Genomic DNA, 20,186 nt, shown 5'->3' with positions numbered 1-20,186 from the left:
TAGACTAGTTTCATGTCTACATTTCGTAGTTTGGTCTTGGTGATCTGACACTTTTGGGACAGCCTCTTAAACTAGCTTAAACTTCGCCATTTTCACGTGCTTGCATTTCATCTTTAATTTCGGCTTGGAAATTATCAATACTTTGCTCACGGCGCTCATTTTTGGCTTCAATTGCTTCGCGTTCTTCTTTTTTCATATCTTCGTTTTGTAACGTTTTATGAGCTTCTTCTAAATTTTCAATCGTATTATTGACCATTTGTTCTAAACGCTCTACATTGTTATTTCGATTATCTGGTTTTGCCATTAAAAATCCTCCCTTGTCATAAGTTCTCGGTTATTTTTTTACGGGAGGAAAAGATTTATTCAGAAATTAATTGTTGTTTTTTTACTTTTTCATACGCTTCGTGCCATTCAGGTAATTTTCGTTTAATTGAAATCGGGCGGAAAGATTTTTTATCTACACATACGTGTTCACTCGTTCCCGTCACACATACCTTCCCAGCTTCATTGACGATCTCATAGCCATAAACTACTTTTACGCCCGTGTATTCCTCAACCCATGTCTTTACTTCGACAGTCTCCCCATAACGTGCTGGAAACTTATAATTAAGCTGAATATTTACAACCGGAGACATAATACCGTCTTTTTCCATCTCTGCATATTTAAAACCGATATCTTCAATGATTTTCGTTCGTCCAATTTCACACCATACGAGGTAGTTAGCATGATAAACAACCCCCATTTGATCTGTTTCTGCATAGCGAACATCTATTTTGGTACTAGAAATAAACATCGATCGTCCCCCTAATGATTTAACGACTTTTTAAAATCGTCTAGTGATAATTGTGTTAGTTGAGTCGTCGTTAACTCGTCAACGTCATTCATGATTCGAAACGAATGATGCTGTATTGCCTTATCTACGAGATCTTTTGCATAACGACCATTTCCTTGTGGATCCGTTTTCGCTATTTCTGTTAGTAAAAAGGTCTGAACTTCATCCCCCATCGAATAGCCGTAATTTTTCGCATTAAGATCAATCATCTCAACAAGTTCATTAATTTTATAGTTCTCAAAATGAAAATATTTTTTAAAGCGTGTTTCAAGTCCAGGATTACTTTGAATAAGTAAATCAATTTCCTTCGGATAACCTGCCAAAATAACGACTAAATGTTCATTATGTTTCGTCATTTCGTCAACGAGTGTATCAATCACTTCTTTGCCGAAGTCTCCTTGTTTTCCGATCAAAGAATAGGCTTCATCGATAAACAACACACCACCTAACGCTTCTCTTATCTTTTTTTTCGTTTTTAAAGCGGTTTGCCCAGTATAGCCTGCAACGAGGTCTCCTCTTCCAACAACAACGAGATGGCCCCGTTTCAATAAACCTAGTTCTTTTAATATATTTGCATAAATCTTTGCCACCGTCGTTTTACCTGTTCCAGGATTTCCAGTAAAAACCGAATGTAGCTGCAATGGAACTGCCGGTAAGTTTTTCTCGCGACGGATTTGTTGTACTTTTACAAAAGAAACGAGCGACATCACTTCTTTTTTAATTTCATCTAGACCAACTAATGAATTTAATTGCTCGACTCCATTCGTATTTTCTTCGTCTTGCTTATCCACTTGAACATCTTCCCGCTTAATCATCGTAAAGTCTTCATTGTGTAAAGGCTCATTTAACTGAATAAGAGACCCTTTTTGAAAAATCGCATCAAGAACAATGTTTTTCACTGTACGAGCATTTCCGAACGATGCATCGACTTGTTCTTTTTCAATCCGTTTCTGTAATTCAACGAGTGCCTCTTCAGAAAAAGTAAAATCATTATCAAGAGCGACATGTTCTGCTATTTGCATGAGCTCATCAACTGCATAGTCACGTAAATGAATATGGTTACTCTCAGGAAAACGACTTCTAAGACCCGGGTTTGCCAATAAAAACTGGCGCATCTCTTCAGGATAGCCTGCTAAAATGACCGCAAACTTCCCAGCATACTCACTATTTGTCATCGCTGAAACAAGCGTATCTATCGCAGTTTGACCGTAATCACTGCCGCTACTGTCTTCCCTTTTTAAACTGTACGCCTCATCAATAAATAGAACACCGCCAACGGCTTGCTTAATAATGTTCATCGTATTTTCTTCTGTTTGACCAACATAACCACCGACTAAGTGAGATCGGTCGACCTCAATCACTTCTTCACGAGGTAAAATCCCTAGTTCAAAATAAATTTTCGCAAGTAGTCTCGCTAACGTCGTTTTACCCGTTCCCGGATTTCCGGTTAAGATCATATTAAGGCTTAGCTCATCCTTTAATTGGTAGCCTTTTTCTTTACGAATTTTTTGGTAATTTAAATAATGATACAGCTTTTCTACACGGTCTTTTACTTCATTTAAGCCAATCATTTTGCTTAATTCGGTTAAAGCTTCTTTTTCATTTTCTTCTGCTTCAACTTGAGCTTGTCCAATCGTTTCTTGCCATTGTTTATGTAACTGTTCCATTTCAGCGATCGATTTTTTCACTTCAACGAGCTGCGCTTGTGAATAATAGATCCCTTTGACAGAGTCTGAATAAGCTTCGGTCGATTTGACAATTTTTCGAAGCACTTTCTTCAACCCATCTAGAGACTCTTTTAAAGTCTCAAATTTGATCATCATTTCGTCATCATATAAGCGTCTTGAAGCATTCACTAACGAGTCTACAATTTCTTCATACTTGGAGGCTCGCTCAAAAAAATCATTGGCAATTTTCAAATAATCAGCGGCGAGCTTTTTCTTCGCATTTCCGTGATCTGTTTCACGAATTTGCGGAAACTGCGTCGGAAGTAAAGGACCTTCTAACAGTTTAATATAAATTTTAATATAAGCTTCATTAATGATTCGGTCATGAGCATCTACTTCCATCGCTTTATCTAACCAGTCTAATGTAATTTGATCTAGTTTTTTTAGACGCATAAAACGAGCGTAAGCGATAAACGCATAAAGCTTTGCCTTTATTTTATTTGTTTTCGTAGTTGGCTCTTGTACTCCTTCAACAAATTGCAAATACCTAAGGAGCTGTCCTTCATTAAGCGTATCAATTTTTTCACTCCAAGAAGCAATTGTAGTTTCAATTTCTTCTATGCTCAAAGTTTTATTACCCATTTGACCACGTCCTAATTAAAAATCTTATATTATACAAAACGATCATGGCGGCATGCCAGCCGCTACCATCTAACATGTAAAATTCATGCTGGAACGGCCTAACCAACAAACCAACAATTTCACACAAAACACGCATGACGATTATACAACATCAACTTCTATGTACAATCAAGTTTTTTCCTTTCCAACTAACCAACAAACCAACTGGCCAACTACTTACAAAATAGTTTATCATTTTCACTGTGGATTTTAAACAAATTAAAAACTAGGCTGTTAGCCCACAAAGGGCTAAGCATAAGGCCTAGTTTTTAATGGCGGATCGTTTCTAAATATTTTTCAATTTCTTGTACATATTGATGTAATTCTGGTTCATTCATCTCGACACTTTTTACTTTAAAAGTGTTTGAAATTAAAAATAATTCATCTCTTAACCCTTCAACACGGAAGCCTTGATCAATATAATCCCTGACTCGCTTATAGTAAGCAATGATCTCTCCTGTTGACATATGTTCGTAATTCATATCCATTCTTATCAACTCCTTAAAACATGTTGTTAAAAATCTTAGCAAGTGTCATCCCTGTTCCCCTCTTGTACTATCAATCCAATCAATTTTATTTATATATGATAGTGGTAAAAAAGGATTATAATACTATTTATTCTATACTGTTTGAAAATGTGCTTCAATCTAATTCGTTCATCAAATTCTTCCACTTTTCGACTTTTTAGAAAATAAAGACAATTTACCAGTGTGCAAAAGAGACTGCCCCAAAATGATCAGATCACCAGAAAATGCACAAAATACAGACGTTTTTACATCCGTCTGTATTTAAGGTCTCATAGGTACTGACACTTTGTTACGGGACAGTCTCTTTCTATATGTCGAATTTTCTTTATACTAACTTCTTTTTTGGTTTCAAATTTTGGTTTTTCACTGACTTTTTATAATTACTTAGTGTAATTCCGAACAATACAAACACTGCACCGATAAGATGTGGGAGTGTGAATGCTTCTCCTAAAAACAAACTAGCCATCACAACTGCCGAAATCGGCATAAAATTGATAAAGATCGATGCTTTTGCTGCTCCTACTTGTTGAATTCCGTAATAATACATGATAAAAGAAACGACGGTAACAAAAACACTCATATGCCCAATAGCAAGCCATGTGTTCATTGAGCTTGAAGCGATATCAGTAAGGGAAGTTTCTCGTACGGCAAACGGTAGCAAAAAAAGTGTGCCAAACCCGACTGCATACGTTGTCGAGACAATCGAACTATATTTTTGCAAAACGACCCTACCGATGACACTATATAGCGCCCAGCAAATAACGGCTCCTAGTAAAATGAGGTCAATAGGTTCAAACGCCATCGCCACAAAAATGCCGAGATCACCGTTCGTAACAATAATTGATGCTCCTACTAAAGCAAGAATTAATCCAATGACTTGATTTTTAGTAATCTTCTCTTTTAAAAATAAAACCGATAAAATAATAATTAAAACCGGATTAGCAGCAATAAATAGTGAGCTCTTGATTACTGGCGCGTGCTTACTCGCTAGAAAAAAGAAGATATTGTATAAAGCAATTCCGGTTAAACCTAACATCGCAAATAAAAACCAATCTTTCTTTGTCGGTTTCGGAATGTTTCGCTCTTTATACCACATGAGTGGGAAAAGTAGCATTGCAGCACCAAAAAAGCGGAAGAAAGCGACCGTCGCTGGTTCAAAGCTCTCAACGGCAATTTTTCCAGCTATAAATGCACTTCCCCATGTACTTGTCGCAACTGCAAGCATGATATATATAAGCCATAATTTTTTTCGATCCACATTCATCGCCTACCTTACGTTGTATTTCACACAAAAATCATGATGATAAGCATCGTCACCACCTAATATGGAAAAGGCGATCGATCTCTTTCGCTGCGCTGTATATCCGTTCCGACTTTAGAGACTTGCTCAAGAGAGTAGATCGCCTTTTGTTATACGAAAATCTTCGTTAACCGAAATATACATGATTTTTGCGTGAAATACCAGAATTTTTTTAAAAGTAAGCTTAATGGCAAAATGCTTCAGTTTCCATAAACTGTCTCATGTATCCACCAATTTCTTCTCCATCTTGATTATAAAAAATAATTGGGTGTAATGCCTCCCACTGTTCATCTGAAGACGACAAATTGAAAAACGTGCGATTTTGAACATTAACATTACGACGCTCTCCTTCATATTGAATCTCTACAGAAAACACGTCGTCCGGCTCTTGAATGTGACCAAAAGTAACATACGTATATTGCTCATTTTGCTGCTTCCATGGGCCATCAGTAATTAAAAAGGTGCGTATCTTATGTTTAGAGTCTTTGATCGGAACCCCACCAATTGTTAGACGACTTTCACGAATTCTTTCATAACCTAAGTCGTTTTCATATAGAAGTTCTCCAATTAACTGCGAGTCATTAATTGTATAAATGACGTAAATAATCTCAGCGTAACGATTCCCTGTTTGGAAAATCGTAAGTTGATCATCTGTTGCATGCCCGACCATAATTGCTTCTTCAATTGAACTATAAACTCGACTTTCTGTTTCAAACACATTCTCAACTGTCACTAAAGACATAATCAACGAATAACTAGCTAGAAGAAAGATTAAACTAGTGAAGAAAGCTATTAAAATACGTTTACTTTTTAATACAACGTAAAAAATGAAAATAATAGTTAATAAAACAATAAAAACGAGGAACATAGTGAATGGTTGACTACTTATTAATACATTTGAATACGTCCCGACACTTCCATAAATCCATTCGAATAATGTAGAAGGCTCAACACGTTCGAGTGTAACAGAAACATTATGCGGCGGGGCCTCTTCCGTCATAAAGGCTGTAATCATAAATGTAAAAATTAAAAAAACACTTTCAAGTCTTAACCACTTTTTCGGTGTAAAACTCGGATTATTTTTCAATTTTCTTCTAATTAAAAAGCCATTAATAAATCCATAAATAATTACTAGTAGAAATAAAATGTGTTTTAGTAGTAATAATTGTCCGTATGATAACATTAAAGAATTTGCATAATCAGGAACAATCCCTTTCATTAAAAACATTCCTGAAACAGATAAAATCACCACACAAAAAACAGCTGTAGGTGTATACCATTTTAAAAATGAATCCCAATTAACCTCATCTTTTGCACTTATTCCAACCACTAAAAGAATTCCAGCCCATACACTAACACTGATAAAATGAATGCTGTGGCCTACAAGACCTAACGACGGTTGTAATGATGCAGAGTGACTAGCCTGTGAAACTATAACAACTATGACTATTGATAATAGTAGAGCAAAGTATCGAAACTTTCGTCCTTTGTCCCAAAAAAGGAGAATTACAATTAACAAAGCCCCTGAAATCAACGTCTGTATCCATACTTGACCTATATTAAACGTAAATAACACTTGTTTAACCGCATTTAATAAACTTAAATTTAAAATTCCAGAAAGATTAATTGCTAATGAAAAAACCGGAACACTTGTTAAGAATATGATCGCCAACACTACAGTAATAAAAGTGGTTTTATTTACGTATAGTGTTGGACGATATTTTTCCGGAACAACCATTAAAATTAAGCCACCAACAAGAAAAGCAAAAGCCGGATATAATAATGCATTACTAATTACAACCAACATTAGCGCTTCCTTTTAGAAACAACGAATAAAACAACAATGATCGCTATAAACAAAATTCCAATTAGGAGTATGTTTAAACTTTGGTCCTGATTGTTTTCGATTATTGATTGTTCTTCGGCAATTTCGTCGTTACGATCCTCATTTGTTTCTCGTTCTTCAACAACGTCCTCCCTTGTTTCATTGGCTTCTTCTTGTTCCGTAACTTTTTCTTTGGCTCCTTCTTCTACTTGAGGTAATATGATGGAAAATTCAATCGTTCCCTCTGTCGGATGACCATCGTCACCAATCACAAGCCAATTTAGTTTATAATCATCGGTCGCGAGTGGATCAACTAAAGTTGCTTCAATATATGGACTATCTACGATAAGTTCTTGAAGCGGTACTTCCTCGCCATTTGATCGAAAAATTTCAATGACACTACTCGATTCAATTCCAGCATCAAATGTTAAGCTAATGTCTTGAATGCTGTTTTCTATAACCTCACCATGACTCGGGTAAGATTGTTGCAAATAGGAATGAGCCTCCCCATAAGTACTTATTAAAAAAAAGAACATTAATATTCCCCAAAAACTAATAATAGATTTTTTCAACGAAAACACCTTCCTTAATACCGAGTTAACCACTTAGTTTTATTGTATTTATATCATAACAAAGTTGTTAATATAGTTAAAGCTAAAACTTCCAAAAAAATATATACCGCATTTGTTTATTATGCTTGCAGTAAAAACAATAATTTATTCGAAAATTAGCGCGAGCGCGACAAAGTAATAGGTATGTTTAATGAGGAATTGTGCAAAATGATCGGCGTGAGCAGTAGACTATGATGCGGAGTATGGGAAGAATGTGCAGTATTAATAAAGCTAAATGGTGTAAAACAAACAGCGAACTCTTTAGGGAGAAATATCATCCTTGGCCTATAAATTCCCCTCCAAAACATGGATTGAAACAAAACTGATTACTCTTCCTACATCAAATCCAGAGAAGAGTAATCGAAACGCCGGAATGATTTCTCTTCTCGAATCAAAACTAGAGAAGAGTAATCAAAACGCCGGAATGATTTCTCTTCTCGACTCAAATCCAGAGAAGAGTAATCAAAACGCCGGAATGATTTCTCTTCTCGACTCAAATCTAAAGATGAGTAATCAAAACACCAGAATGATTTCTCTTCTCGACTCAAATCCAGAGAAGAGTAATCAAAACGCCGGAATGATTCCTCTTCTCGAATCAAATCTAAAGATGAGTAATCAAAACACCAGAATGATTTCTCTTCTCGACTCAAATCCAGAGAAGAGTAATCAAAACGCCGGAATGATTTCTCTTCTCGACTCAAATCCAGAGAAGAGAAATCCAGTGTTAGAAAAGGCGCATTTCTACTGCACAGTCTCCCGTGCCCGAACAAGCGTCACATCACACAAAAGATAACGCGAGACCTTCTCGCGCGCCCGAACAAAGCGTCACATCAACTAAAAGGGAACGCGAGACCTTCTCCCGTGCCCGAACAAAGCGTCACATCAACCAAAAGGAAACGCGAGACCTTCTCCCGTGCCCGAACAAAGCGCTACTTCACACAAAAGGAAACGCGAGACCTTCTCGCGCGCCCGAACAAAGCGTCACATCAACCAAAAGGGAACGCGAGACCTTCTCCCGTGCCCGAGCAAAGCGTCACATCAACTAAAAGGGAACGCGAGACCTTCTCCCGTGCCCGAACGAAGCGTCACATCAACCAAAAGGGAACGCGAGACCTTCTCCCGTGCCCGAGCAAAGCGTCACATCAACTAAAAGGGAACGCGAGACCTTCTCCCGTGCCCGAACGAAGCGTCACACTCACCAAAAGGTAACGCTAGATCCTCTCGCATGCTTGACCCGATAAGGAACCCAACTACAGCACACTCTCCCCATAATGCATACTATCGAGCGAGTGCGAATTACTACGCGTCACCCCCATACTACGAAACAAAACAAAAAAACAGAGTACAAATCTTCCTCATTTGTACTCCAAATCATTTATATTATTTCAAATTTCTCCTACCATAAACGCTACCACTCTATAACCCATCATATTTTCCGAACTTCAAAATTACCTTCAATTAATAACCAGTTTTGTGGGAAAGGTAAACCAAGTTTCCAATAACTAATCCCACGTAAATCTAGCTCTTTTAATAAGTCAAACTTCGCTTGGATACTTCTAGCATCTTCAAACCATACTTTATGTTCATTTCCCTCATCGTCAAAATAATTAAAATGAGGCGCTTGATCTTCGTAATCGTACTCAATGGCTACATTTCTTTCCTTTGCTAACTCAATGGCCGCTTGGGGACTTAATGCGCGGGCATATTCGCCACCTGGTACAAATGGTAACGTCCAGTCATACCCATATAAGTTTTGCCCCATCATGATCTTATTACTTGGCATTTCTGTTAAAGCATACTCAAGCACTTCCCTTACAGGTCCAATCGGTGAAACGGCCATCGGTGGCCCTGCACTATAGCCCCATTCATACGTCATAATGACGACAAAGTCGACAATTTCACCATGTGCCCGGTAATCGTGAGCCTCGTACCAAGGACCAGGTTGATCAGCTCTCGTTTTCGGCGCTAATGCTGTTGAAATTAACAAACCTTCAGCATGAATTCGCTCTGCCGCCTTCCGTAAAAACTGATTGTAAGCTTCACGATCTTCTGGTCGTAAAAACTCTAAATCAAAATGAATATCACTATAACCGACTCGGCGCGCCTCTTCAATCACAGTATTTAGCAATACATCTTGCAGCGCTTCATCGTTTAATATAATTGCACCTACTTCATCACTAAATGCCCCTTCTTCTAAATTAGTGACGGTCATCATTAATGCCGCTTGACCTTCTCTAGCAATTTGCGGAAATTGTTCTAATGGCGGATTTCGCAATGTTCCATCTCTGGCAATTTCATAGCTAAACGGCGCTAAGTACGTTAAGTGGGGAACTGCTCGTCTTGCTGAAGCATGTAGGTCCTCACCCACTTCATCCCCTATTGGTTCTACATATGCATTTACTTCTTTTACAGGTTTTGGTGGCTCAGGAATGTACAACCTAAGTCCTACTGGTAAGGCCGCATCTGGTTGAATTTGATTTACTTGTGCTAACGTCATGTAGTTAATCCCAAACCGTTGTGCAATCGACCAAAGACTATCTCCCGGTTGAACCCAATAAAAACGTCCAATAATTGGTATAACAATAGTTTGCCCCTCAACAAGACGAGTTGGCTCTGGAATTTCATTAGCGTCTACAATGTCTTCTACTGTCGTTCCGTAAGCTTGTGCAATTCCGAAAAGATTTTCTCCCGGCTGTATTGTATGAATTTGCAACTGAAGACCTCCCTTAATTAAAATCTTATTTTTTTCACACAGCAACTATAAAGCTCTCACTTAACATACATATGAAGGAAAGTTTTAGTTATGTCTTTTTAAGCAAAACTCCACCGTTTTTACATCACTTTATGTTAAAATCATATAGGCCTTATTTTTTTATTTTAATTACAGGAGTTGTGACTATGAATAAAGGATTATTGTTCGTTTTTTACTTATTCATTGCAATTGCTATATATATTTATCAAGAACCACTTCTTACTTGGTTCCAGCAAACACAAGATATTTCTATTTATTTAACGATGGGGATCGGAACGCTTTTCGCTTTATTCCCGATCATTCCATTCCCAATTATTGGTGGGATCATCGGCGCAATGTACGGAACCTTTTTAGGAGGTTTTGTTACGTGGGTTGCTTCAACAGCAGCATCACTGATCATGTTTTTATTTATTCGCTTTGTGTTTCAAAACTGGGGATTAAAAATCATTCAGCGTTATAAAAAACTTGAGATGGTAACTGAAATGTTCGAGCGCAATGCTTTTATTACCATTTTAGTCACTAGATTAATACCTTTTATCCCATCGATTATCGTTAATGCTTATAGTGCTGTAAGTCGTGTATCATTTGTTAGTTACGCAGTCGCTTCAAGCCTAGGAAAAATTCCGGCGATGCTTTTATTTGCGGTATTAGGTCACTCACTCGTATCAACAAACCGAGAAGTTTTCTTTGTCGTTGCCATTTATGCAGCCATCATCTTAATGACGATTTATTTTTATAGTCGTTGGAAAAAATCATTTGCACTAAAGAACAATGAAAAGGCTGCACCATTAACGAAAAAAGCATAAACATCACTACACAAAAATGAGGCTATCCTAAAGTAAATTTTAGGACAGCCTCATTTTTTCACTTCAAAAAAATAAATTTTAGAGTTAATAAAGAAGCAAATTTTTACTAAAATGACTCCAATTAACGCACCGAACGTATTTAAAATAACGTCATCAATATTAGCGACTCGATACGTGAATAAAAATTGACTCGTTTCAATCGCAACGGAGATAAGCATGCCCAATATGGTCGTCACAATGATTGATTTTCTTAAAAATCTGACCGCAATTGGTGCTAAAAATCCGAACGGAATAAACAGAACGATATTACCTATCAAAATCTTTATCGGGTCAACAATCGTCGGGCTATAAACAGCAATTCGATAAATACTACGAAACGGAATTAAATTATAATTTCTGCCACCTGGTCCAACCGGCCCTAACGATGCACCGTAATTCCAAGCAAATAAGGTTACATAAATTAAAGCTAGTAAATAAGCGAAAAAAAGAAAAAGGAGTATCTTTTTATACTTTCGTTTTCTCGTATATTGTTGGTGATCTTTTAAATTGTTTTTCATTTCATATTGAGGTTGAATTTAGAACACTTCCTTAAAAACCATGTTTTACGGCTTGGCTCTCTAGTTCTCTTACGTAAAAGACAAACTACTTCTTATTCATTATTAACTGTAAATAATGAAATGACAAGTGTTTTTTCACAGGAATTTTTAGACAAACTTCGCTATACCCTCACCATCCCGTTTCGTAAAAGCCTAGTACTTCCTTTCCAACTTTCGACTAACCAACAAACCAACTCCACAAACTAACGAGCCACTAACCAACAAACTAACCAGCACAACTAACAACAGGTAAAAGCTGACAGACTGTGATAGCACCATTCGAACATACTATTAGTAACCATGTATTTTTAAAAGGAGTGACAGATTATGCATACAATGTGGAAGGGTTCGATTAGTTTTGGACTAGTACACATACCGATCAAACTATTTTCTGCAACAGAAAGTAAAGATGTCAAACTTAGAATGATTCATAAAGAATGTAACAGCCCGATTAAATATGAACGAACATGCCCTGTATGTGAAAAAGAAGTTGAAAACAACGAAATCGTTAAAGGGTACGAATACGAGCCAGGAAAATTTGTACTTTTAGATGGAGACGAACTAGATGCCATTGCCCAAGAGCAAAACAAAAGCGTCGAAATTATTGACTTTGTAAAATTAGAAGAAATTGACCCGATCTATTTTAACCGTTCTTATTTTATCGGTCCAAATGAAAATGGAGAAAAAGCGTATACGTTACTAAAACAAGCGATGGAAAAGTCCGGGAAAATCGGTATCGCCAAAATTACGATACGTTCAAAACAACATTTAGCCGTCGTTAGAGTATTTAAAAATGCATTAGTATTAGAAACGATTTATTTTCCAGATGAAGTTAGAAACGTTGATCAAGTCCCTGGTGTCCCGGAAAATGTTGAATTAAATAAAAAAGAAATGGAAACTGCGGTTCAATTGATCGAACAACTAACAACTACTTTTGAGCCTGAAAAATATACGGACGATTATCGTACAGCACTTATGGATTTAATCCAAGCTAAAATCTCAGGAAATGAAGTACAAACTGCAAAAGAAGCTCCAGAAACCAATATCGTGGACTTAATGGATGCACTTCAAGCAAGTATTGATCAAACGAAACCGAAAAAGCGTAAAACAACGAGAAAAAAGAAAGCGACTGGTTAACAAGTGAAATGGTTTAAACCTATGCTACCAACTTTAGTGACAGATTTACCTACAGGAAACGATTGGTGTTATGAAGTCAAATATGATGGCTTTCGGGCAACGATTTATATCGAGAAAAACGAAACTAAAATTATTAGTAGAAATTTGAATGAATTAAATCCACAGTTTCCAGAGATTGTACGGTACTTTCAAGAAAATACAGAAGTACAACGATTAACCCCAATTATTTTTGATGGAGAACTATGTATATTAGAAACAGAGAATAAAGCGAGCTTTGATAAAATTCAAAAAAGAGGTCGTCTAAAAAATAGTGATAAAATTAATCAAGCTAAAAACACACTTCCAGTGACGTTTTTAGCTTTCGATCTCTTAATGGTCAATGGAGAATCATTTACGAACAAACCGTTACAAGAACGACAAAAGCATTTAAATGAACTTTTTAACAAACTGAATATCGATTCAGCTCATTTTAACAAAGTAAAAACTTACACAGACGCTTCACTAACTTGGCAATTAGTTAAAAATGAAGATGGAGAAGGAATTGTCGCTAAGGAAATAAATAGTAAGTGGTTAGCTGGGAAGCGGTCTAAGCAGTGGTTAAAAATAAAAAATATGTTGATCGGCACTTTTTTCATCCTAGGCTACGATGAAAGCAACTCCTTTTTCCATATTGGTTGTATTGATGAAGATGAAGTTAAAATGATCGGCAAAGTTGGACAAGGATTTTCTAAGGAAGAAAAAGAATCGCTAATCTCGATTATTAAAAAAAATAGTACCGGAAAAAAACAAAGCATTTACGAAGTAGGTCCTAGTATATGTATCGAAGTAGAATTTTTAGAACTAAGCAAAAATGAACTTAGACATCCGAAATTTCGACGCTTTCGCTTAGACAAGCATTGGGAGGAATGTACGTGGGCACAAATACGAAGAGCCACACACAATTAAATATTGATGGTGAAAAAGTCGCAGTCAGTAATTTGGACAAAGTAATTTGGCCCCAAAAATCAATCACCAAATATGAATATTTAAAATTTCTAACGACTGTGGCTCCTTACATGGTCCCTTTTTTAAAAGATCGCTTACTTACCGTCATCCGGTTTCCAGACGGGGTAGAACAGGAATCTTTTTATCAAAAAAACTGTCCAGAATACGCACCCGAATATATTGAGACAAAATTACAAGGTGATATTAATTATATTATTTGTTCTAAACTCTCCTCGTTAATCTGGTTAGGAAACCAAGCAGCTGTTGAATTTCATATTCCATTTCAAACCGTTAATAACCATAACCCAAGTGAAATCGTCCTTGATTTAGACCCACCATCACAAAGTGAATTTTCGTTAGCTGTTGAAGCTTCATTAATATTAAAAGAAATATTCGATAAGTTACAGTTACATTCTTTTATTAAAACATCGGGGAATAAAGGGTTACAAATTTACCTTCCTTTAAACGAACAATTTTCGTATGATGAAACACGCATTTTTACAAGTTTTATCGCCCATTATTTAGAAACGAAATACCCGAAATCTTTTACGACAGAGCGTTTAAAGAAAAACCGTCATAAACGACTTTATGTTGATTTCTTACAACATGGTGAGGGAAAAACGATTATTGCTCCTTATTCATTACGTGGAAATGGGGAAGCATTAATGGCTACACCACTCCATTGGTCAGAAGTAAACGAGCGCCTTCATCCAAGTCAATTTCCGCTGGAGGAAGGCATCGCAAGAATTAACAACGGAATTTTACCGTTTGACAATTATTTTGAAGCAAAGAAAAAACAACCGTTTAAAAAAGTGTTAGAAATTATTATGCAATAAATATGTCGGCGGCTTTTCTTCGCTCCACTGTAAATTTCTAACGAATTATAGAGGCTCACTCAAGAAAAGCGACCGAGTATCCTAAATTATAGGTCGTTTAATTAAATAAATCATAAAAGGCTTACACGTGTATGGTTGCACGCGTAAGCCTACTTGTTTTAATTCAACTAATTCAATTATCGTCCACAAAAAAGGAATGTTACCCTTTTGGTGGAGCGTAATCTGGGGTTTCGTTTCCTTTAGTTCCCATTTTTTTCGCATTATTTTTGTCAGTTGCTCGTTGTTGTGTTCCAAGATGATTCGGTCTATATTTATCAAAAGCGTGTTTAGATTTAGCCATCAGCCTCATCCCCCTTCCATACTTTTAATATAAGCACTTTTTGCAACGGCTATGCTATGAAGCTGTTTCTCCAAGTGTAAAATATTAGAAGTTGATTATTATATATAAAAATCCCAGTGCTTCCTTTCCAACTAGTCAACTGACGACATTTTCTCAAAACCCTCATGGCAGCATGACTGCAGGTGCCATCTAACATGAAAAGTCGGGCGGGGCCCTATCCAACTAGCCACTAACCAACAAACCAACTTTCATACAAAAAAAGGCAAAGCCACCTAGGCCTCACCCATTTTCTTTTAGACGTTGATGATGTTTATCATCAATTCGCTCTTCAATTCTTTCTAATTCCTCTGCATCACTCAATAACATTTTTTTATTTTCCTTTACTAATTCTGAAAATGACATTTTCTTATATTTTCTCATCTTCATCAGTCCTCTTTAGATGTTTTTAAACAGTATTCTCTATAAGGACTCTATTTAAACATAAATTATTTGAAAATTTCTTTATTTAAATTTTCTACACGGTTGTTCATCGGACTGACATAAATTTGGCCACCCTCATCCATCGTCATTAAAAAACAGTCAGTATGATGTTTAAGACCAAAACGCTTAAGCTGTTCCTCTAACCAACCTTTCGTTCCAACCTTATCTAAGTTAGGCCATACGATCGCCCCATCTTGGACAAGAACCGTAGGATAACCTTTAGGTGGGGTTTGCTGAAGCATATCGTTCGGTGTTAACGATTGATATTGACTCTTTTTAATGACACTGATTTGTCCGTTTGATTCTAAAATTGCATAATCTACCTCAGAAATGTCGATCGCATCTTGCAATCGTAAGTCCATTAATAACGATTCGACCGTCATTTTCACTTTTTTTAACTCTTTATGTAGTATCATGCCATGCTCGATTAAGATAATCGGTTCGTCTTCAATTAAACGTCGAAATCGTGGAGTTTTTAAAGCGATAAAAGATAAAAATAAATGCAATCCAGCAATTAGTGCGGCTGCCGCTAATGGTCCACCAAGTGGAAGATCTCCACTAGATAAAGGTTCACCGACGACATCCCCGATAATAACACCGAAAAGAAAGTCAAGAGGATTAATCGCACCAATTGATCGTTGTCCAAGTACTTTTATCATTAAAAATATATAAACATACACGATCACGGCACGTATTAAATAACCGTATACGGGAAGATCCGTGGCTCCCGTCCAAAATTCAAACATTTACAACCATCCTTATAATTAAATATTTGACTCAAAAAGTGTCTATGGAGAACACTAATTGAGCCAACGTTTGTCTTTTAACATTAATTTTGGTTAAATTGCGGTTCTTGTTGAAGGATTAGTTGATACCGTCCTTCAAGTTGAACGACGATCCCTCTTTGTTGCTGTGCTAATTGACTATATAATTGTTTAGCCATTTGATTTTCAGTTTCCAAAGAAAACTGGGTTAGACTCGCTTCTACACTTTGAGCGGAGGCAATTGCTTGCTGCAATTGAGTTTGAACCGTCATCTTCTCTCCTCCATTTATTAATCATTTTTCATTTTTTCTGCTTCTATTTCTGAAAAAGTTGAAAGCTCTGAAGCATGGTTATTCTTTCCCATTTTCTTTTTATTATTATTTCTTTGTGCATTCGCATTTCCTTTTTTCTGTCTACCCAATTTGTACACCTCCTTTTTCAAATTTATCGTCACCATCTAACCAACATTCATCAATAGTATTTTCATCTCTTAATGAAAATATTTTAGTTTTAACGATTGAGTTAAAACGAGTGCATGTTAACAGGAGGTACTGCTAATCATAATATTTAGATATAAGAGGATGTTCAAAAAGTTCTATTATCATAGCTGTCGAATCTCTTCGGCTCTGATTACCCTCCTTTTTGAACACGCACTATAAGGAAGGATGGATGAGTAATGACAAAATTTACAAACTCGAAAATAAAGTTTTTATTACAGGAATTAAACGATTGGGTAGGTTCTGAAATAACGATCGAAAAAGAGGAAAGAAACGATTTAGATAAAAACACACTATCGTTAGAAAATGTAGAAATTGTAAAACAAGTAGAGAATGAGGATGACTATGTAGATCCTTATTCCATCGAGTTACAAGGAAAAGGAACCGTTATCCAAGACGGGCGAAAATCAACAAAGTTGCCATTAGACAGCTACGAATTACCACTTCATGAGCTTCACTCTGTTGAAGCATCTAGCGAACTTTTAACCGTCAAAACAGACCGAGCAACATATAAATTAAAAAAATAATACGAAAAGCATAAAGCGCTTGGAGCTAGACAGAAAAAAGCAGACACCAAGTATCTCTACTTGAATGTCTGCTTTTTAAATAGTAAGGTGTTTACGCATTTAATTAAGCGTTTTGCTTTTCTTCCGCTAATTTCGCGCGAAGTACCATTGGTAAAATACCACCATGGCGATAGTAATCAATTTCAACTTCACTATCAAAACGAGCGAGAACTTCAAAAGTCTTTTCTTCACCTGTTTCTTTATTTGTAGCAACTACTGTTACCATGTCTCTTGGCTTAATCTCATTAGTAACTTTAACGTTAATTTCTTCTTTACCAGTTAAACCTAAAGAATCTGCACTATCTCCTTCTTTAAATTGTAACGGTAATACACCCATTAACACGAGGTTACTACGGTGAATACGCTCAAAGCTTTCAGCAATTACAGTCTTAATGCCAAGTAAGTTTGTTCCTTTCGCTGCCCAGTCACGAGAACTTCCCATACCGTAATCTTTACCAGCTAAAACAACTAAACCAGTACCATCTTCTTTATACTTCATACAAGCATCGTACATCGCCATTACCTCGCCTGTTGGCCAGTAAGTTGTAAATCCACCTTCTGTACCAGGAGCGATTTGGTTTTTAATACGAATGTTTGCAAACGTTCCTCTCATCATTACTTCGTGGTTACCACGACGAGATCCGTAAGAGTTAAAGTCTACAGGCTCTAAACCTTTGGAGACTAAATACTTACCAGCCGGAGTATCTTTTCCAAACGAACCTGCAGGAGAAATATGGTCAGTTGTTACAGAATCTGCAAGCTTCGCAACTACTTTTAAGCCACTAAGTTCTTTAACCTCTTCTGGTTCAGGAGAAAGGTTCTCAAAGAATGGCGGGTTTTGAATATATGTTGATTCTGTGTCCCATGAATAAAGATTTTCTTCCGTCGTTTTAAGGTCGTTCCAGCGTTGATTTGCTTCAAATACTTGCTCGTATTCTTTCTTAAATAGCTCAGGCTCAACCGCTTCTGCCATCGCTGCTTTCACTTCCTCAGTCGTTGGCCATAAATCATTGAAGTACACATCGTTGCCGTCTTTATCTTTACCAAACGAATCATTTAAGAGGTCAAAGTTCACGTTACCAGCTAAAGCGTATGCTACTACTAATGGCGGTGAAGCTAAATAGTTCGCTTTTACTAATGCATGAATTCTTCCTTCAAAGTTACGGTTACCACTTAATACACTTGTTACCGTTAAATCGTTATCAGCAATCGCTTTTTCGATCTCTTCTGGAAGTGGTCCACTGTTACCGATACAAGTCATACAGCCATAACCAACTGTATTAAAGCCGATTTCATCTAAATAAGAATTTAATCCAGCTTTTTCTAAGTAGCCTGTAACAACCTTAGATCCAGGTGCTAAACTTGTTTTAACATACTCAGGTACTTTTAAGCCTTTTTCAACCGCTTTTTTCGCCACTAAGCCTGCGCCAAGCATAACGAATGGGTTCGAAGTATTTGTACAACTAGTGATGGCAGCGATCATCACTGCACCTGTTTTCAATGTTGAAGTTCCACCGTTCGGGTGCTCAACTGTAACTTCTTTCGCAATATCTTCGTCACTTAAATCGAAACCACTACTACCAGCTGGTGCTTTTAACGCCTTTTGCCACTCTGTTTTCATTTGTGAAAGTGGAATTAAATCTTGCGGGCGTTTAGGGCCTGATAAGTTTGGTTCAATTTCAGAAATATTAATTTCTACGACATCAGTGAAAACTGGATCTTCACTACCTGGCGTGTAGAATAAACTATTTGCTTTACAATACTCTTCGACAACTTTAATTTGCTCTTCACTTCTACCAGTTAGACGTAAGTAGTTAAGTGCTTCGTCATCGATTGGGAAGAAACCACAAGTTGCTCCATATTCAGGTGCCATATTTGAAACTGTAGCACGGTCTGCTAATGGCATTTCAGAAAGTCCCGGTCCGAAAAACTCAACAAACTTTCCTACTACCTTTTTCTCGCGAAGTACTTGCGTTACTTTTAATGCTAAGTCGGTTGCTGTAGCACCGTTCGGTAATGAACCAACTAACTTCACACCGATAACTTCTGGCACAGGGAAATATGAAGGCTGTTGAAGCATTCCTGCTTCTGCTTCGATTCCACCTACACCCCAACCTAAAATACCGAGGCCGTTAATCATCGTTGTATGTGAGTCAGTTCCCACTAATGAGTCAGGAAAAGCTTCAAATTCACCGTTATTTTCAACCGTTTGAACGACACTTGCTAAATATTCTAAGTTTACTTGGTGAACAATACCTGTTGCTGGTGGTACTGCACGAAAATTATCAAAAGATGTTTGCGCCCAGCTTAAAAACTTATAGCGCTCTTCATTTCTTGCAAATTCTAAATCCATATTTTTTGCTAGAGAATCGCTTGAACCAAACTCATCTACTTGTACGGAATGGTCAACAACAAGATCTACTGGAATTGCAGGGTTAATTTGATCTGGGTCTCCACCCATATCCGCCATTGCTTTACGTAAAGAAGCTAAGTCAACAACAGCTGGAACCCCTGTAAAGTCTTGTAAAATAACACGAGACGGCTTGAAAGGTACATCAATATCCTTTACCTCGCTCGTCCCCCATTTTGCTAGGTTTTCAACATGCTCTTCCTTAATTACCGAACCATCATATTGGCGTAAAACAGATTCTAGTAAAATTTTAATAGAGTACGGTAACTTGGAAACGTTTCCAACACCTGCATCTTGAATTGCTTGGAGCTTATAAAAGTTGTACTTTTTTCCGTTTACTTCAAAAGACGAACGTGCATTAAAAAGATTTTTTTGATTTGTCATATGTAAAACCCTCCTCTACTAATCTTATACCACATTTTCGCAATTGTCTAAATAGTTAATTCAAAAAAAGTTCAATTTTTTAAAAAATATTACCTTTTTAGAGTATAGCAAATTTTTAAAAATAAAGCATGATAAATCATTCACACATGTTGGTATTGCCAATTTACCAAAATCTTTTCTTATAGAAAAA

The 20,186-nt window shown here is 36.8% G+C and carries 21 protein-coding genes; 6 read left to right on the top strand and 15 right to left on the bottom strand.

Features of this window, described 5'->3' with window-relative positions; genetic code table 11:
* Positions 1-76: 76 nt before the first annotated feature.
* The 7 genes from tlp to BKP35_RS09205 all read right to left on the bottom strand — a co-directional run bounded on the left by tlp (position 77) and on the right by BKP35_RS09205 (position 7,405).
* Entirely contained in the window at positions 77-304 is a 228-nt protein-coding gene (gene tlp, locus BKP35_RS09235) for a small acid-soluble spore protein Tlp (RefSeq protein ID WP_071313064.1), read from the bottom strand.
* 55 nt (positions 305-359) lie between these two features.
* Positions 360-794: an acyl-CoA thioesterase gene (locus BKP35_RS09230; protein ID WP_071313063.1), complete on the bottom strand. Its 435-nt coding sequence runs from the start codon at positions 792-794 to the stop codon at positions 360-362.
* Positions 795-805: 11 nt separating this feature from the next.
* Positions 806-3,142, bottom strand: a complete 2,337-nt coding sequence (locus BKP35_RS09225; protein WP_071313062.1) for an AAA family ATPase — start codon at positions 3,140-3,142, stop codon at positions 806-808.
* Positions 3,143-3,450: 308 nt separating this feature from the next.
* Positions 3,451-3,669 (bottom strand): hypothetical protein, encoded by a 219-nt coding sequence (locus tag BKP35_RS09220; RefSeq protein WP_071313061.1) that lies wholly within the window; start codon positions 3,667-3,669, stop codon positions 3,451-3,453.
* A 364-nt stretch (positions 3,670-4,033) separates the two neighbouring features.
* Positions 4,034-4,966 carry a DMT family transporter gene (locus BKP35_RS09215; RefSeq protein ID WP_245741927.1) on the bottom strand — a complete coding sequence of 311 codons (933 nt, stop codon included), beginning with the start codon at positions 4,964-4,966 and terminating at the stop codon, positions 4,034-4,036.
* A gap of 226 nt (positions 4,967-5,192) precedes the next feature.
* A complete protein-coding gene (locus tag BKP35_RS09210) occupies positions 5,193-6,815 on the bottom strand; it encodes a copper resistance D family protein (RefSeq protein ID WP_071313059.1) in 1,623 nt (540 codons plus the stop codon).
* Positions 6,815-7,405, bottom strand: coding sequence for a copper resistance CopC family protein (locus tag BKP35_RS09205; RefSeq protein WP_084031553.1), 591 nt, complete (start codon positions 7,403-7,405; stop codon positions 6,815-6,817). The genes BKP35_RS09210 and BKP35_RS09205 overlap by 1 nt, the downstream gene beginning before the upstream one ends.
* A 319-nt stretch (positions 7,406-7,724) precedes the next feature.
* Here BKP35_RS09205 and BKP35_RS09200 point away from each other — a divergent pair, with 319 nt between their 5' ends.
* Positions 7,725-8,237 carry a hypothetical protein gene (locus tag BKP35_RS09200; protein ID WP_071313057.1) on the top strand — a complete coding sequence of 171 codons (513 nt, stop codon included), beginning with the start codon at positions 7,725-7,727 and terminating at the stop codon, positions 8,235-8,237.
* A 633-nt stretch (positions 8,238-8,870) separates the two neighbouring features.
* On the opposite strand, the gene BKP35_RS09195 is transcribed toward BKP35_RS09200, so the two are convergent.
* The gene (locus BKP35_RS09195) at positions 8,871-10,157 is read right to left on the bottom strand and encodes a LysM peptidoglycan-binding domain-containing protein (protein ID WP_071313056.1); all 1,287 of its coding nucleotides are present in this window, start codon (positions 10,155-10,157) and stop codon (positions 8,871-8,873) included.
* Between the two features lie 185 nt (positions 10,158-10,342).
* Here BKP35_RS09195 and BKP35_RS09190 point away from each other — a divergent pair, with 185 nt between their 5' ends.
* Positions 10,343-11,002 carry a TVP38/TMEM64 family protein gene (locus tag BKP35_RS09190; protein WP_071313055.1) on the top strand — a complete coding sequence of 220 codons (660 nt, stop codon included), beginning with the start codon at positions 10,343-10,345 and terminating at the stop codon, positions 11,000-11,002.
* 50 nt (positions 11,003-11,052) lie between these two features.
* Here BKP35_RS09190 and BKP35_RS09185 read toward each other — a convergent pair whose 3' ends face one another.
* The gene (locus BKP35_RS09185) at positions 11,053-11,559 is read right to left on the bottom strand and encodes a VanZ family protein (protein WP_071313054.1); all 507 of its coding nucleotides are present in this window, start codon (positions 11,557-11,559) and stop codon (positions 11,053-11,055) included.
* A gap of 366 nt (positions 11,560-11,925) precedes the next feature.
* On the opposite strand from BKP35_RS09185, the gene ku reads away from it, so the two are divergent.
* The 3 genes from ku to ligD (BKP35_RS18910) are packed head-to-tail and all read left to right on the top strand — an operon-like array spanning position 11,926 to position 14,555.
* The gene (ku, locus tag BKP35_RS09180; protein WP_071313053.1) at positions 11,926-12,735 is read left to right on the top strand and encodes a non-homologous end joining protein Ku; all 810 of its coding nucleotides are present in this window, start codon (positions 11,926-11,928) and stop codon (positions 12,733-12,735) included.
* A 21-nt stretch (positions 12,736-12,756) separates the two neighbouring features.
* Complete coding sequence (gene ligD / locus BKP35_RS18915; RefSeq protein WP_084031552.1) at positions 12,757-13,680, top strand: non-homologous end-joining DNA ligase; 924 nt, start codon at positions 12,757-12,759, stop codon at positions 13,678-13,680.
* Positions 13,647-14,555, top strand: a complete 909-nt coding sequence (gene ligD, locus BKP35_RS18910) for a non-homologous end-joining DNA ligase (RefSeq protein WP_169819186.1) — start codon at positions 13,647-13,649, stop codon at positions 14,553-14,555. The genes ligD (BKP35_RS18915) and ligD (BKP35_RS18910) overlap by 34 nt, the downstream gene beginning before the upstream one ends.
* A 199-nt stretch (positions 14,556-14,754) precedes the next feature.
* Here the strand turns inward: ligD (BKP35_RS18910) and sspN are convergent, their stop codons facing one another.
* From sspN to BKP35_RS20085, 5 genes are all read right to left on the bottom strand, one after another.
* On the bottom strand, positions 14,755-14,895 hold the full coding sequence (gene sspN, locus BKP35_RS09170) for a small acid-soluble spore protein N (RefSeq protein ID WP_071313052.1): 141 nt from the start codon (positions 14,893-14,895) through the stop codon (positions 14,755-14,757).
* Positions 14,896-15,174: 279 nt separating this feature from the next.
* On the bottom strand, positions 15,175-15,315 hold the full coding sequence (locus BKP35_RS18905) for an FbpB family small basic protein (RefSeq protein WP_084031550.1): 141 nt from the start codon (positions 15,313-15,315) through the stop codon (positions 15,175-15,177).
* A 65-nt stretch (positions 15,316-15,380) separates the two neighbouring features.
* The gene (locus BKP35_RS09165) at positions 15,381-16,121 is read right to left on the bottom strand and encodes a DUF421 domain-containing protein (protein ID WP_071313051.1); all 741 of its coding nucleotides are present in this window, start codon (positions 16,119-16,121) and stop codon (positions 15,381-15,383) included.
* 83 nt (positions 16,122-16,204) lie between these two features.
* On the bottom strand, positions 16,205-16,411 hold the full coding sequence (locus BKP35_RS09160; protein ID WP_071313050.1) for a DUF1657 domain-containing protein: 207 nt from the start codon (positions 16,409-16,411) through the stop codon (positions 16,205-16,207).
* Between the two features lie 17 nt (positions 16,412-16,428).
* Positions 16,429-16,560, bottom strand: coding sequence for a hypothetical protein (locus BKP35_RS20085; RefSeq protein ID WP_281244206.1), 132 nt, complete (start codon positions 16,558-16,560; stop codon positions 16,429-16,431).
* A 255-nt stretch (positions 16,561-16,815) separates the two neighbouring features.
* Between BKP35_RS20085 and ymzB the strand changes: the two genes are divergently transcribed.
* Positions 16,816-17,163, top strand: coding sequence for a protein YmzB (ymzB, locus tag BKP35_RS09155; RefSeq protein ID WP_071313049.1), 348 nt, complete (start codon positions 16,816-16,818; stop codon positions 17,161-17,163).
* A 103-nt stretch (positions 17,164-17,266) separates the two neighbouring features.
* Here ymzB and acnA read toward each other — a convergent pair whose 3' ends face one another.
* Positions 17,267-19,996, bottom strand: a complete 2,730-nt coding sequence (acnA, locus tag BKP35_RS09150) for an aconitate hydratase AcnA (RefSeq protein ID WP_071313048.1) — start codon at positions 19,994-19,996, stop codon at positions 17,267-17,269.
* Positions 19,997-20,186 lie beyond the last annotated feature (190 nt).

The sequence above is a fragment of the Anaerobacillus arseniciselenatis genome, from assembly GCF_001865995.1.
Lineage (GTDB): Bacteria > Bacillota > Bacilli > Bacillales > Anaerobacillaceae > Anaerobacillus > Anaerobacillus arseniciselenatis.
The sequence above is the reverse complement of the archived record's forward strand: the minus strand, read 5'-3'. Positions and strand labels throughout refer to the sequence as shown.

Excerpts from the sequence above, each read along its gene's own strand:
- tlp (WP_071313064.1), bottom strand. The coding sequence starts at position 304 with ATGGCAAAACCAGATAATCGAAATAACAATGTAGAGCGTTTAGAACAA.
- BKP35_RS09230 (WP_071313063.1), bottom strand. The coding sequence starts at position 794 with ATGTTTATTTCTAGTACCAAAATAGATGTTCGCTATGCAGAAACAGAT.
- BKP35_RS09225 (WP_071313062.1), bottom strand. The coding sequence starts at position 3,142 with ATGGGTAATAAAACTTTGAGCATAGAAGAAATTGAAACTACAATTGCT.
- BKP35_RS09220 (WP_071313061.1), bottom strand. The coding sequence starts at position 3,669 with ATGGATATGAATTACGAACATATGTCAACAGGAGAGATCATTGCTTAC.
- BKP35_RS09210 (WP_071313059.1), bottom strand. The coding sequence starts at position 6,815 with ATGTTGGTTGTAATTAGTAATGCATTATTATATCCGGCTTTTGCTTTT.
- BKP35_RS09190 (WP_071313055.1), top strand. The coding sequence starts at position 10,343 with ATGAATAAAGGATTATTGTTCGTTTTTTACTTATTCATTGCAATTGCT.
- BKP35_RS09185 (WP_071313054.1), bottom strand. The coding sequence starts at position 11,559 with ATGAAAAACAATTTAAAAGATCACCAACAATATACGAGAAAACGAAAG.
- ku (WP_071313053.1), top strand. The coding sequence starts at position 11,926 with ATGCATACAATGTGGAAGGGTTCGATTAGTTTTGGACTAGTACACATA.
- ligD (WP_084031552.1), top strand. The coding sequence starts at position 12,757 with ATGCTACCAACTTTAGTGACAGATTTACCTACAGGAAACGATTGGTGT.
- sspN (WP_071313052.1), bottom strand. The coding sequence starts at position 14,895 with ATGGCTAAATCTAAACACGCTTTTGATAAATATAGACCGAATCATCTT.
- BKP35_RS18905 (WP_084031550.1), bottom strand. The coding sequence starts at position 15,315 with ATGAGAAAATATAAGAAAATGTCATTTTCAGAATTAGTAAAGGAAAAT.
- BKP35_RS09165 (WP_071313051.1), bottom strand. The coding sequence starts at position 16,121 with ATGTTTGAATTTTGGACGGGAGCCACGGATCTTCCCGTATACGGTTAT.
- BKP35_RS09160 (WP_071313050.1), bottom strand. The coding sequence starts at position 16,411 with ATGACGGTTCAAACTCAATTGCAGCAAGCAATTGCCTCCGCTCAAAGT.
- ymzB (WP_071313049.1), top strand. The coding sequence starts at position 16,816 with ATGACAAAATTTACAAACTCGAAAATAAAGTTTTTATTACAGGAATTA.
- acnA (WP_071313048.1), bottom strand. The coding sequence starts at position 19,996 with ATGACAAATCAAAAAAATCTTTTTAATGCACGTTCGTCTTTTGAAGTA.